The following is a 12,980-nucleotide window of genomic DNA, read 5'->3' on the forward strand; positions in this document are numbered from 1 at the left end:
GCCCGGCGCCAGGACCGGGGCGCGCTCAGCGCGCGCCGCCGACGGTGACCGCGACGAACTGGCGCACGCCGCTGCGGCCGCCTTCGACCAGCAGCATCAGCACATCGCCCTTCTTCAGGCCGGCGGTGGCCTTGTTGAAGTCCTCCAAGCTGCCGATGTCGCGGCGGTTGGCCTGGACGATGGCCCAACCGGGCTCCAGGCCGGTGTCCTGGCTGACCGTCGGGCTGACGCCCACGATCACGACCTTGCCGCGGCCGTCGGCCTGCACCGAGAAGCCCAGCTCCTTCGCCGTCAGGGCCGGGGACGCACGGCTGCCACCCTCCTCGTCCTGGGCGCCGGGGCCGCCGCGGCCGCCCATGGCCAGCTTCGGGTCCAGCTCGGTCAGGGTGACGTCGACCTTGCGCGGCGAACCGTCGCGGATGACCGTCAGGGTGACCTTGGTGCCCGGCGGCAGCGGCGCCACGCGCGAGGGCAGATCGGAGTAGTCGGTGATCCTGGCGCCGTTGAACTCGGTGATCACGTCCATCGGCTTGAGGCCGGCCTTGGCCGCGCCGCTGCCCGGGGTCACCTGGGTCACCAGCACGCCGTTGGTGTCGGGCAGCTTGAGCGTCTTGGCCATCGCCTCGCTGATGCGCTGGTTCATGCTCACGCCCAGCATCGCGCGGCTGACCTTGCCGGTCTTCTTCAGCTGGTCGGCGGCGCTGACGGCCAGGTCGATCGGGATCGCGAAGCTGATGCCCATGTAGCCGCCGGACTGGGAGAAGATCTGCGAGTTGATGCCGACCACCTCGCCGGAGGTGTTGAGCAGCGGTCCGCCGGAGTTGCCCGGGTTGATCGCCACGTCGGTCTGGATGAAGCGCACGTAGTTGCTGCCGCCCATGCCCGCCTGGGTGCGCCCGGTGGCGCTGACCACGCCGGCGGTGACCGAGTGATCCAGGCCGAACGGGGAGCCCAGCGCGACCACCCACTGGCCCGGCTTGAGGTTGTTGGACTCGCCCATGCGCAGCGACGGCAGGCCGGTGGCGTCGATCTTCAGCAGCGCCACGTCGTAGCCCTGGTCGGCGCCGACGACCTTGGCCTTGAACTCGCGGCCGTCGGAGAGCTTGACCTTGACGTTCTTGGAACCGTCGACCACGTGGTTGTTGGTCAGGATGTAGCCGTCGGGCGAGATGATGAAGCCCGAGCCCATCGATTCGCCGCGCGGACGGCCACCGCCGCCGCGACCGGGCCCCGGGATCTGCATGCCGGGCCCGAAGATCTGGCGGAAGATCTCCGGGATCTGCGACTGGTCCATGCCCTGGTCGTCGTCATCGTCCTGGGTGAGTTCCTCGTCGGCGCTGCTGTCGTCGCCGCCGATGCTGGCATCGACATTGACCACGCCCGGGGCGACCTGCTCGACCAGCTTGGTGAAGTCCGGCAGGCCGGTGACGATCTGCGGCGCGCTGCTCTGGGCGATGGTGGGCGCCACCGCGGCGGCGCCGCTGCCGCCGCCCTGCTGCGCGCAGGCGGACAGCGGGACGGTGAGGGAAACCAGGCCGATCAGGCCCATGCGGATACGTGGATTCATCGACTGCTCGCCTTTTGCGTCGGAAGAAGAAGTGGGAGGTGTGGCGGCCGTCCGGCACCCCAGGCGCCGGAGGCCGCCGGGATCACGGCTGCGCCGGTGCCGGCTGGGCCGGCGACGCCGGCTCGCTCACGGGCACGCGCGGCTGGAACGGGTAGTACGACGCCTGATCGCCGGTCGCGTAGCCGGTCGCGTAGGCGCCGTTGCCGCGCAGCTGGGACAGGCTGGAGCGCGGCCACGGCCGTGCCGCGGGCTGGCCCAGGTGGCTGCCGGCGAACGGATCCTGCGGGATCGCGGCAGCCGCGGCCGGCGCCGGTGCGTTGACCGCGGCCAGGGCCTGCCGGGTGATCGCCGCGGTCGCGCGCGCGGCCTGCTGGTTGCGCGTGGCGCTGCCCCGGCGGCTGTCCTCGGCCCGGCCCGGCAGGCTGGCCACGGCCAGCGCGGACGAGGCGGCCAGCGCCGAACCGGCATCGGCCGGCGTGCCGGCGGGCGTCGCGCCGCCCTGGGCGGGCGAAGCGGCGGGCGCGCTGGCGCTGGCCAGCGCCGGGGTTTCGGACGAGGCCGCGGGCCGGCCACTCTGCTGCCCGGCCATGAACACCGCCACCAGCGCCACGGCCGCGGCGATCGCACCGCCGCCCCAGCGCAGGACCCGTCCACCGCGGGCCGGGGCCTGGTTGGCCGCCGGCTGCACCGGCTGCGCCGCGATGGCCGCGGCCACGCGGTCGGCGAAGCCCTGCGGCGCCGGCGCCTGGGCCTGACCGCGCAGCACGTCGCCGCACAGCTGCCAGCGTTCCCAGGTGGCGGCCAGGGTCTCGTCGTCGGCCATGCGCTTCATCAGGAAGCGCGCCTGGTCGGGGGCCAGCGCGCCGTCCATCAGCGCGGACATCTGCTGCCGGTAATGCTGCTGGAACTTGTCGTCGATCATCGTTTCTGCTCCCGGGTGGCGCTGCCGGTGTCCAGCAGCGGCCGCAGCTCGGCATCGATGGCGTCGCGGGCGCGGAAGATGCGCGAGCGCACCGTGCCGATCGGACAGCCCATCTTCGTGGCGATCTCCTCGTAGCTCAGGCCCTCGACCTCGCGCAGGGTGATGGCCGTGCGCAGTTCCTCGGGCAAGGCATCGACCGCGCGCATCACCGACTGCTCCAGCTGCTGGCGCATCAGCTCACGCTCGGGCGTGTCGGTGTCGCGCAGCCGCGCGCCGGCGTCGTACTGCTCGGCGTCGGCGGCGTCCACGTCGTCGGTGGGCGGGCGTCGGTTGTGGGCGACCAGATGGTTCTTGGCGGTGTTCACGGCGATCCTGTGCAGCCACGTATAGAACTGCGCGTCACCACGGAAATTCCCCAGCGCGCGATAGGCGCGTATGAAGGTTTCCTGCGCCACGTCCTGGCACTCGCTCCAGTCGTGCACGTAGCGACCGATCAGCGCCAGGATCCGATGCTGATACTTGCGCACCAGCAGATCGAAGGCGGCGCTGTCTCCGCGCTGGACGCGCTTGACCAGCTCGAGATCCAGCTCGATGGGTGGATCAGCGTCGCGCATGCCGGGCCGCACGGAAGTGGGCGCCGTCATGAGCCGGATCCTGTGACCGCGGCGACGCAGAAAAGTTCACCGGCGGCATGGCAGTCCTGCTGCAAGGGGGTCGGAGCGGAAAAATAACGCATCGCGCGTGGCAGGCCTGTCGGCGGTGGAGCCTCGAACGTGGGGATTTGACGCGACCCAGACAAGCTCCCGATCATAACGGTCTTCCCATACTGCAACGGATGGTCCCGCTCATGGCAGCCAGCTTCGATGGGCTTCGATTCAGTCACTGGCGCACGGAGCACCGTCCGGAAGGCGTGGTCGTCCTGTGGCTGGACCGTCAGGACGCCTCGGTCAACGCCTTCTCGCAGGACGTGCTGATCGAGCTGGGCGACATTGTCGAACGCCTGGCCATCGACCCGCCCAAGGGCGTGGTGGTGGCCTCGGCCAAGGCCAGCGGCTTCATCGCCGGCGCCGATCTGAAGGAGTTCCAGGAGTTCGACCGCCGCGGCACGGTCAACGACGCGATCCGGCGTGGCCAGATGGTGTTCCAGAAGCTGTCCGAGCTGCCCTGCCCGACCGTGGCGGCCATCCATGGCTTCTGCATGGGCGGCGGCACCGAGATCTCGCTGGCCTGCCGCTATCGGGTGGCGTCCAACGATGCCTCCACCCGCATAGGCCTGCCCGAGACCAAGCTCGGCATCTTCCCCGGCTGGGGCGGCAGTGCGCGCCTGCCGCGCCTGATCGGCGCGCCGGCGGCGATGGACCTGATGCTCACCGGCCGCACCGTCTCGGCCAGCGCCGCGCGCGGCCTGGGCCTGGTCGACAAGGTCGTGGACAAGGCGGTGCTGATCGACACGGCCGTGTCGCTGGCGCTCAAGGGCACCGTGCGCCCGTTCAAGCAGCGCGCCACCGCGTGGGCCACCAACACCTGGCCGGCGCGCAAGCTGCTGGCGCCGCAGATGGCCAAGCAGGTCGCGCGCAAGGCGCGCAAGGACCAGTACCCGGCGCCCTACGCACTGATCAACGTGTGGGAGCGCAGCGGCGGCCAGGGCATCGGCGCGCGCCTGGACGCCGAGCGCCGCGCGGTGGTCAAGCTGGCCGGCACGCCGACCGCGCGCAACCTGATCCGCATCTTCTTCCTCACCGAGCGCCTCAAGGGGTTGGGGGGCAAGGATGGCGGCGGCATGCCGCTGCCGGGCATCAAGCATGTGCATGTGGTGGGCGCCGGCGTGATGGGCGGCGATATCGCCGCCTGGTCGGCCTATAAAGGCTTCGAGGTCACCCTGCAGGACCGCGAGCAGCGCTTCATCGACCCGGCCATGACCCGCGCCCAGGCGCTGTTCGAGAAGAAGGTCAAGGACCCGGCCAGGCGTCCGGCCGTGGCCGCGCGCCTGAAGGCCGACCTGGCCGGCGCCGGCGTGGCCAGCGCCGACCTGGTGATCGAGGCGATCATCGAGAACCCGGAAGCCAAGCGCGCGCTGTACGAGACCCTGGAACCCAATCTCAAGCCCGACGCGCTGCTGACCACCAATACCTCCTCGATCCCGCTGGTCGAACTGCGCGAGCACATCGACAAGCCGGCGCAGTTCGGTGGCCTGCATTACTTCAACCCGGTGGCGATGATGCCGCTGGTGGAGATCGTGCAGCACGACAGCATCGCACCGGAGACCGTGCAGCGCCTGGCCGCATTCTGCAAGGCGCTGGACAAGTTCCCGGTGCCGGTGGCCGGCACGCCCGGCTTCCTGGTCAACCGCGTGCTGTTCCCGTACATGCTCGAGGCGGCCAACGCCTACGCCGAAGGCATTCCCGGCCCGGTGATCGACAAGGCGGCGGTGAAGTTCGGCATGCCGATGGGCCCGATCGAACTGATCGATACCGTCGGGCTGGACGTGGCCGCCGACGTGGGCAAGGAGCTTTCGCCCTTCCTCGGCCTGCAGGTGCCGGCGGCGCTGGCCACGGTCGAGCCGGACAAGCGCGGCAAGAAGGACGGCCAGGGCCTGTACAAGTGGGAGAACGGACGCGCGGTCAAACCGGAGGTGCCCAAGGACTACCAGGCCCCGGCCGACCTCGAGGACCGCCTGATCCTGCCGCTGCTCAACGAGGCGGTGGCCTGCCTGCACGATGGCGTGGTGGCCGATGCCGACCTGCTCGATGCCGGCGTGATCTTCGGCACGGGCTTCGCCCCGTTCCGCGGCGGCCCGATCCAGCACATCCGCGCCGCCGGCGCCGACGCGCTGCTGGAACGCCTTCGCGCCCTGCAGGCGCGCCATGGCGACCGCTTCGCCCCGCGCCCGGGCTGGGACAACCCGGTGCTGCGCGAGCCGGTGGCGTAAGTCGCGCTACGGCGGTACGTGACTTGGCGACACGCTGTCGGGTAACCGCGGCTTACAAACTCGTCACTCCGGAGGATGCAGGAAGTGCGTGCTGGCGGACGCATGTCTGACCTTCCAGCGCCTCTGGATCAGCGGGACAGCCGTTGGGCTCCCGCCTTCGCGGAACGACGATAGAAGGTTCGCGGCCGGTTTCGCGCGCAAAGCACGCTGCGCGAGGAGCGCGGCGTCAGCGCTCGCCCGGGCAGGCGCGCACGAACCGACTTCATCCGCATCCGATCTCGAGCACACCTGCCGGCGCTGCCGCCCGGCGGCGCGTTGCGGCATCATGGCGCCTCAGCCCTGACGAAAGACCGCGAGCCGATCGCCCATGTTCAATCTGTCCCCACCGACCTCCGGCATGTTCTTCCTCTCGCTGCTGCTCGGCGGCCTGGGCGTGGCGGCCAAGCTGCACTACATCCCGGCGCTGGTGCCGTACGCGTTCTGGCTGGTCTGCGCCGGGCTGGTCGTGCTGCTGATCGGCAACCTGTTCAAGGGGCTGTAGGCGTTACGCCAGCACAAGCCTCTGGCTCAGCAACCCATCGCGATGGGTACATCGAATTCCAGGTCGACCACCCACTCCGCGCCGTCCCAGCGCTGCACCTGCATGCGAAGCAGGCTCGGGGCGACATAGGACGCGCCCTGTCCGGCATGCGAGACGGCCTTGGCCAGCGTGATCCACTTCCCTTCGCCGCCATGGGCCCGCACCGCGGCTAGCAGCTCGGCCTGACCGAACGACGGGAAGCAGCTGGCTTGCTGCGGCGTGGGCGGTGGAATGTCGAAGCGCCCGTCACCCGGGTCGGCGATGGACTGCCAGGCCGTCGTGCAGTGCTTCCAGTCCAGCAGATCCAGATGCGGCCCCTCGTCACCGAGCGCCAGACTCGTTTGGTACTGGAAACGGATCCGGAGCTTCTCGCGCGGCGCATCTTCGCCCTGCTCCACCTCGACCGTGTGCACGCTGCCGCCAAGCTCGGGCTCCAGCGTGTAGCGACGCTGCAAGGGCGGGGCCTGCTTCCAGAGCGCCGCCGGCGCCTGATCCGTCCACACTTCGATGCGGCGAATCTCCGCCTGCGCCGACGGCGACATCGGCAGCGCCAGACAGAGGCAGACCGCCAGCCACACTCCCCGAACTTGCCCGAGGAGCAGGCGCGCACTCACATCGTGTGCGTCGGCTTGTCGGCGTTGAGGGTGCCGGCCAGCAGGGTCTCGATGCGGTTGCGGACCGCGTCGCCCTCGCCGCCTTCGCTGAACTGCACGCCGATGCCGGCGGTGCGGGCGCCCTGCGCGCCGACCGGCGTCACCCAGATCACCTTGCCGGCCACCGGCAGGCGTTCGCTGGATTCGGGCAGGGTCAGCAGCACGAACACCTCGTCGCCGAGGAAGTAGCGCTTGGGCGTGGGCACGAAGATGCCGCCGTTGCGCACGAACGGAATGTAGGCGCTGTACAGCTGGGCCTTGTCCTTCACCATCAGCGACAGGATGCCGCCCTTTGTTGCATTCATCCTCGTCCTCCGTTCGACGCATCACGCGTGCCGCGCCAGGCAAGCAACAGGTCCACGATCGCCAGGTCGGCGCGCACCGTGGTGCGCAGCAGGTCGCGCGTGCGGTTGGCCGCATCGAACCACGCGGCCAGCTTGTTCAATCGCGCCGGATCGGTCAAGGCCGCCTCGGTCGACTGCGTCAGCGCCAGCTCGGCGGCGAAGCGCAGGCGCAGCGCGGCGTGCTCGTCGCCGGCCCAGCGCTGGGCGGTCTCCACCGCCGACACCTGACCGCGCTCGAGCTTGGCCAGGTCGCCGGCGACCTCGCGGCGCAGCGCCATGCCGCCCTCGGCCAGCCACGACAGCGCCAGGCCGGGATGCCCGCGCGCGGCGTCCAGCGCCTCGGCCGCCGCGCCCTGCGGATAGTCCTGCGCCGCCAGCCAGGCCAGCGCCTCCTCGCGCGCCGGCATGCGGATCTCCAGGCGCTGGCAGCGGCTGCGGATGGTGGCCGGCAGGCGCATGGGCTCGGCGCTGAGCAGCCACAGATAGCGGCCGGGCTGGGGCTCCTCCAGGGTCTTGAGCAGGGCGTTCCAGGCCGCGGTGTTGACCGCGTCGGCCGGATCGATGATCGCCACCTGCGCGCGGCCATACTGCGGGGTCAGCGAGAGCTTCTGCGAGAGCTCACGGATCTGGTCGATCACGATCTCGGTGCGCAGCTTGGTGCCATCGCGCGTGGGGATGAAAGACACCCGCTGCAGGTCCGGATGAGTACCGGCATCGATCAGCTGGATATCGCGGTTGTCGCCGTCGGGCGCGCCCGCGCTGAGCACGTACCGCGCCAGGCGCTCGGCGACCGCGCGCTTGCCCACGCCCGCCGGACCGGCCAGCACCAGCGCATGGCCCAGCCGCCCGGCCTGCAGCGCGGCCAGCGCCTGATCGTAGGCGCGCTGCTGCCAGGGTGTGAACGCGGCCGCGCTCATGCCTGCGTGTCCAGCCAGGCCTGCACGGCCTCACGCACGGCGGCCGCCACGTCCTGCGGCGACTGCGCCGCGTCGATCACGCGGAAACGCTGCGGGAAGGCCTGCGCGCGCCGGCGATAGCCTTCGCGTACCCGTTCGAAGAAGTCGTCCTGCTCGCGCTCGATGCGGTCCGGCCACAGGTCGCGGCCGGCGGTGCGCGCGCGGCCCACGCGCACGTCCAGGTCCAGCAGCAGGGTCAGCGCCGGCGCCACATGCACCACGCGCTGCTCCAGGTCTTCCACCAGCGCGCGATCCAGACCGCGCCCATGTACCTGGTAGGCGTAGCTGGAATCGGTGAAGCGGTCGCTCACCACCCAGGCGCCACGCGCCAGCGCCGGAGCGATCACGCGCTGCACGTGCTGGGCGCGCGCGGCGAACATCAGCAGCAGTTCGGCCTCCGGCGCCAGGGCCTCGTCGCCCGGCTGCAGCACGATGTCGCGCATGCGCTCGGCCAGCGGCGTGCCGCCGGGTTCGCGGGTCAGCAGCACCTCGTGTCCGGCCGCCTGCAGGGTCTCGCGGATCGCGCCCAGCGCGCTGGTCTTGCCGGCACCCTCGCCGCCTTCCAGGCTGAGGAAGTGCCGGTGCTCGAGCGGACGCGGGCTCACGGCTGCCTGGCCCGGGCGTCCTGCGCCGGGGCGGCCTGGACATCACCGGGCGCCGGGGCGGCATCCTCCGGCAGCGGCGGGCGACGCAGGCGGTCCAGGTACTGGCGCACGGCCGCGTTGTGCTGGTCCAGCGTGGCCGAGAACACATGCCGTCCGCTGCCATCGCCCAGCGCCACGAAGTACAGCGCATCGCCATCGGCCGGATGCAGCGCGGCGTCCAGCGCCGCGCGGCCGGGCATGGCGATCGGGGTGGGCGTCAGGCCGGTGCGGGTGTAGGTGTTGTACGGCGTGTCGGTGGTGAGGTCGCTGCGGCGGATGTTGCCGTCGTAGCGGCTGCCGATGCCGTAGATCACGGTCGGGTCGGTCTGCAGCTTCATGCCCAGCCGCAGGCGACGCACGAACACGCCGGCGATCCGCGCGCGCTCCTCGGCGATGCCGGTCTCCTTCTCCACGATCGAGGCCAGGACCAGCGCCTGCTCGGGCGAGTCCAGCGGCAGCTCCGGCGCCCGGGTGGCCCACAGCGCCGCCAGCGTCTTGTCCATGGCCTCGTGGGCGCGCTTGAGCACCTCCAGGTCCGAATCCCCGCGCGCGTAGAGATAGGTCTCCGGCAGGAAACGACCCTCCGGATGTTGCCCCGGGTAGCCCAGCCGGGCCATCAACGCCGCATCGTCCAGCTGCGTGGTCTCGTGACGCAGCGGCGTGGCCGCGTTGAGCGCGGCGCGCAGCTGGCGGATGTTCCAGCCTTCCACGATGGTGAAGCGGTACTGGATCGTGCGGCCCGCACGCATGGCCTGCAGCAGCGAACGCGGGGTGGTCACGCCGGGCTCGAGCGCGTACTCGCCGACCTTGAGCTTGCCGGCCGCGTCCAGACGGCGCGCCAGCAGCTGCCATTCGATGTCCGCCCCGGTCGTGATGCCCTGCGCACGCAGGTGCGCCAGCACGCCGCGGAAACTGTCGCCCTGGCGCACCTGCGCGACCTGGTCGGGCTTCAGGCCCGGCAGCGGCTGCGACTGGAAGGCCTGGTAGTGCTGCCAGCCCCACACGCCGACGGCGGCCACGGCCAGCGCCAGCAGCACGACGATGAACACGAGGGCGCGGCAACCGCGCTTGCAACCTGACGCCACGGCGGGATCGGGTGGTGAGAGAAGTGGGCGGCAGGATACCAGCCGGAGAATCGCGTGCAGAGGAACGAGCAGCGAGGGGGAGCCGGCTTCGGTCCCGCCTTCACTCGTTCCTGGTTCCTCCTTCCCGTTCCTGCCGCCTCACTCCTGCCCCAGCGCCAGCAGCATCCCGCGCGCCTTGGCCCGGGTCTCGCCCAGCTCGGCCTGCGGGTCGGAATCGATCACGATGCCGGCGCCGGTGCGGAAGCGCAGCGTGGTGCCGTGGGCGTCTTCGTCCAGCTGCGCGCTGCGGATCAGGATGTTGAGGTCCATGTCGCCATCGCGCCCCAGCCAGCCGAATGCGCCGGTATAGGCTCCGCGCGGGGTCCGTTCCAGCTCGGCGATGATCTGCATGCAGCGCACCTTGGGACACCCGGTGATGGTGCCGCCGGGAAAGGTCGCGGCGATCACCTGCCCCGGCGTGACCCCGGCGCGCAGCCGGCCGCGTACGTTGCTGACGATGTGATGCACGTGGGCGTAGCTTTCCACCGTCATCAGCTCGTCGACCTCGACGCTGCCGGGCGCGCACACGCGGCCCAGGTCGTTGCGCTCCAGGTCGATCAGCATCACGTGCTCGGCGCGTTCCTTGGGATGGCCGACCAGCTCGCGGATGCGCGCGGCATCGTCGTCGCCTGCGAAGCGCGGGCGGGTGCCGGCGATCGGGCGTGTTTCCACCACGCCGTCGCGCACCGACACTAGGCGCTCCGGCGAGGCGCTGACCACGGCGTGTCCGTCGTACTGGAACAGCCCGGCGAACGGCGCCGGATTGCTGGCCCGGAGCCGCGTGTACAGCGCGGCCGGCTCCAGCCGCGGCGCGAACCGCGCCTGCCAGCCGCGCGAGAGATTCACCTGGAACACATCGCCGGCGGCGAGGTAGTCCAGGATGCGGCGCACGCCCTCTGTGAAGCGCTCGGGCGCGTCCTCGTGCAGCGCCTCGGGCGCGTGCCAGACAGGCGCCTGCAGCGTCGCCGCCCGCGCCAGATCCGCGGCGATCAGGTCCAGCAGCGCCTCGCATCCGGGCTCGGCCACGGCCACGCAGCGGCCGCTCGCGCGATCGCGCAATACCGCGCCGGGACACCGCAGCGCCAGGGCCACCGGACCGGCGCCCTCGCCCTGCGGCAAGGCCAGCACCGGCTCGACCTGTGAGGCCAGCTCGTAATCCAGCATCAGCGCCCAGCCGCCGTGGAACGGCCACGGCGAGGCCGCGCGCGCCGTGCGCAGCGGCTGCCACGCGGCATCGAGGAGTTCGAGGAAATCACCCTCCAGCGGCGCGCCGTCCAGCGTGCGGGTCGCGCCATCGCCTTCCAGGCGCAGGCCTTCGCCCGTGCTCGCCAGCAGCAGGTCCCAGCGCCCGTGCACCGTGCCCGAGGCGACCGACTCCATCAGCAGCGGATAGCGCGCCGACGCGCTGCGCTGCAGGGCCAGCAGGTCGGTGTCGCCGGGCAGTTCGTGGATCAGCATGGAGGCATCGTCATCCCGCAACGCACATCGGGAGCGGCCTTGAGGCCGCTCCCGATGCGGGTGTTGCATGGCGCGGCATGCTCAGAGGCGCTTGAACACCAGCGTGCCGTTGGTCCCGCCGAAGCCGAAGCCGTTGGACATGGCCACGTCGATCTTCTTCTCGCGCGCCACGTTGGGCACGTAGTCCAGATCGCAGCCCTCGCCCGGGTTGTCCAGGTTGATGGTCGGCGGGATCACGCCCTCGTGCAGCGCCATCACCGAGAAGATGGCTTCCACGCCGCCGGCGGCGCCGAGCAGGTGACCGGTCATCGACTTGGTCGAGCTGACCATCATCTTGTAGGCGTGATCGCCCATGGCGCGCTTCATCGCCAGGGTCTCGGCCACGTCGCCCAGCGGCGTGGAGGTGCCATGCGCGTTGAGGTAGGCGACCTCTTCCGGGTTCACGCCGGCATCCTTCATCGCCATGGTCATGCAGCGCGCCGGGCCGTCGCCGTCCTCGCTGGGCGCAGTCATGTGCCAGGCGTCCTGGCTGGCGCCGAAGCCGGCCAGCTCGCAGTAGATGCGCGCGCCGCGGGCCTTGGCGTGTTCGTACTCCTCGATCACCAGGATGCCGGCGCCGTCGCCCATGACGAAGCCGTCGCGCTCGGCGTCCCACGGCCGCGAGGCGCGGGTCGGATCGTCGTTGCGGGTGGACATGGCCTTCATCGAACAGAAGCCGGCCATCGAGGTCGGCGAGGAGCCGCGCTCGGCGCCGCCGCAGACCATCACGTCGGCATCGCCGTACTGGATGGTGCGCATGGCCATGCCGATGGAGTGGTTGGCCGTCGCGCACGCCGACACGGCCGAGAAGCCAGGCCCTTTCAGACCCTTCATGATGCTCAGGTGGCCCGGCAGCATGTTGATGATCGTGCTGGGGATGTAGAACGGCGAGACCTTGCGCGCGCCGCCCTCCAGGTACTTCTCGGTCTGCTGCTCGATGCCCAGGATGCCGCCGATGCCCGAACCGACCATCGCGCCGATGCGCTCGGCGTTGGCTTCGGTGACTTCCAGGCCCGAGTCCTGGAGCGCCATCAGCGAGGCCGCCACGCCGTAATGGATGAAGGCATCCATCTTCTTGGCGTCCTTGGGATGGATGAACTGGCTGATGTCCAGATCCCGCACCTCGCCGCAGATGCGGGTGGCGAAGGTCGAGGCATCGAACGAGGTCAGCGGACCGATGCCCGAACGGCCATTCTTGATGCCGTCCCAGCTGGAAACCAGATCGTTGCCCAGCGGCGAGACCATGCCCATGCCGGTAACGACGACGCGACGTCGGCTCATAACGTTCTACTCCGCAATGCTGCAGGCCGGTCCGGAACCGGCGTTGACAGGGGTGTCTGCGCACCTGCGACCAGATGCGCGCGGGGCCGCAAGCGCGGCCCCGGCGTGATGCTTCGCGTCAGCGCCGATCAGGCCTTGACGTGGGCCTTGACGTAGTCGATGGCCTGCTGGACGGAGGTGATCTTCTCGGCCTCTTCGTCCGGAATTTCGCACTCGAACTCTTCTTCCAGCGCCATGACCAGCTCGACGGTGTCCAGCGAGTCGGCGCCCAGATCGTCCACGAACGATGCGTTGGTGGTGACTTCTTCCTCTTTGACGCCAAGCTGTTCGACAACGATCTTCTTGACGCGTTCTTCAATGCTGCTCATGGATTCGCTCCAGACGGAGGTGGGTAGTAAACACGGGATAGTGTAGTGGAAACAGGACGTTACGCGCGTGTGTGCGTATCGCCCCGCGAATCAGCCACTTAGGGCGGATTTCTGC

At 70.5% G+C, this 12,980-nt stretch carries 13 protein-coding genes; 2 read left to right on the forward strand and 11 right to left on the reverse strand.

The genetic code is table 11. The annotated features are described in order from the left end of the window. Nucleotides 1–25: 25 nt before the first annotated feature. The 3 genes from LAJ50_RS14060 to rpoE form a co-directional block, all read right to left on the reverse strand. On the reverse strand, nucleotides 26–1,567 hold the full coding sequence (locus tag LAJ50_RS14060) for a Do family serine endopeptidase (RefSeq protein ID WP_130549794.1): 1,542 nt from the start codon (nucleotides 1,565–1,567) through the stop codon (nucleotides 26–28). An 82-nt stretch (nucleotides 1,568–1,649) separates the two neighbouring features. Further along, a complete protein-coding gene (locus LAJ50_RS14065) occupies nucleotides 1,650–2,489 on the reverse strand; it encodes a sigma-E factor negative regulatory protein (protein WP_224096328.1) in 840 nt (279 codons plus the stop codon). Then, nucleotides 2,486–3,103 carry an RNA polymerase sigma factor RpoE gene (gene rpoE / locus LAJ50_RS14070; protein ID WP_130550332.1) on the reverse strand — a complete coding sequence of 206 codons (618 nt, stop codon included), beginning with the start codon at nucleotides 3,101–3,103 and terminating at the stop codon, nucleotides 2,486–2,488. The genes LAJ50_RS14065 and rpoE overlap by 4 nt, the downstream gene beginning before the upstream one ends. Nucleotides 3,104–3,336: 233 nt before the next feature. On the opposite strand from rpoE, the gene LAJ50_RS14075 reads away from it, so the two are divergent. Together LAJ50_RS14075 and LAJ50_RS14080 are read left to right on the forward strand one after the other, a co-directional pair. Further along, the gene (locus tag LAJ50_RS14075; protein ID WP_138651446.1) at nucleotides 3,337–5,418 is read left to right on the forward strand and encodes a 3-hydroxyacyl-CoA dehydrogenase NAD-binding domain-containing protein; all 2,082 of its coding nucleotides are present in this window, start codon (nucleotides 3,337–3,339) and stop codon (nucleotides 5,416–5,418) included. A gap of 367 nt (nucleotides 5,419–5,785) precedes the next feature. Next, nucleotides 5,786–5,959 carry a hypothetical protein gene (locus LAJ50_RS14080; protein ID WP_165394575.1) on the forward strand — a complete coding sequence of 58 codons (174 nt, stop codon included), beginning with the start codon at nucleotides 5,786–5,788 and terminating at the stop codon, nucleotides 5,957–5,959. A gap of 26 nt (nucleotides 5,960–5,985) precedes the next feature. On the opposite strand, the gene LAJ50_RS14085 is transcribed toward LAJ50_RS14080, so the two are convergent. The 8 genes from LAJ50_RS14085 to acpP form a co-directional block, all read right to left on the reverse strand. Beyond that, the gene (locus LAJ50_RS14085) at nucleotides 5,986–6,576 is read right to left on the reverse strand and encodes a hypothetical protein (RefSeq protein ID WP_138651447.1); all 591 of its coding nucleotides are present in this window, start codon (nucleotides 6,574–6,576) and stop codon (nucleotides 5,986–5,988) included. Nucleotides 6,577–6,608: 32 nt separating this feature from the next. Continuing rightward, nucleotides 6,609–6,956 carry a PilZ domain-containing protein gene (locus tag LAJ50_RS14090; protein WP_130549798.1) on the reverse strand — a complete coding sequence of 116 codons (348 nt, stop codon included), beginning with the start codon at nucleotides 6,954–6,956 and terminating at the stop codon, nucleotides 6,609–6,611. Beyond that, complete coding sequence (locus LAJ50_RS14095) at nucleotides 6,953–7,912, reverse strand: DNA polymerase III subunit delta' (protein WP_130549799.1); 960 nt, start codon at nucleotides 7,910–7,912, stop codon at nucleotides 6,953–6,955. The genes LAJ50_RS14090 and LAJ50_RS14095 overlap by 4 nt, the downstream gene beginning before the upstream one ends. Beyond that, nucleotides 7,909–8,556 carry a dTMP kinase gene (tmk, locus tag LAJ50_RS14100; RefSeq protein ID WP_130549800.1) on the reverse strand — a complete coding sequence of 216 codons (648 nt, stop codon included), beginning with the start codon at nucleotides 8,554–8,556 and terminating at the stop codon, nucleotides 7,909–7,911. The genes LAJ50_RS14095 and tmk overlap by 4 nt, the downstream gene beginning before the upstream one ends. Further along, a complete protein-coding gene (gene mltG, locus LAJ50_RS14105) occupies nucleotides 8,553–9,680 on the reverse strand; it encodes an endolytic transglycosylase MltG (protein WP_138651448.1) in 1,128 nt (375 codons plus the stop codon). Before mltG ends, tmk begins: the two co-directional genes overlap by 4 nt. A 138-nt stretch (nucleotides 9,681–9,818) precedes the next feature. After that, complete coding sequence (locus LAJ50_RS14110; RefSeq protein WP_130549802.1) at nucleotides 9,819–11,177, reverse strand: aminodeoxychorismate synthase component I; 1,359 nt, start codon at nucleotides 11,175–11,177, stop codon at nucleotides 9,819–9,821. Nucleotides 11,178–11,258: 81 nt separating this feature from the next. After that, the gene (gene fabF / locus LAJ50_RS14115; protein WP_130549803.1) at nucleotides 11,259–12,497 is read right to left on the reverse strand and encodes a beta-ketoacyl-ACP synthase II; all 1,239 of its coding nucleotides are present in this window, start codon (nucleotides 12,495–12,497) and stop codon (nucleotides 11,259–11,261) included. A 128-nt stretch (nucleotides 12,498–12,625) separates the two neighbouring features. Next, nucleotides 12,626–12,865: an acyl carrier protein gene (gene acpP, locus LAJ50_RS14120; RefSeq protein ID WP_130520084.1), complete on the reverse strand. Its 240-nt coding sequence runs from the start codon at nucleotides 12,863–12,865 to the stop codon at nucleotides 12,626–12,628. Nucleotides 12,866–12,980: the final 115 nt, after the last annotated feature.

Origin of the sequence: Pseudoxanthomonas sp. X-1, assembly GCF_020042665.1 — a bacterium.
In the GTDB taxonomy this organism is placed as follows: Bacteria; Pseudomonadota; Gammaproteobacteria; order Xanthomonadales; family Xanthomonadaceae; genus Pseudoxanthomonas_A; species Pseudoxanthomonas_A spadix_A.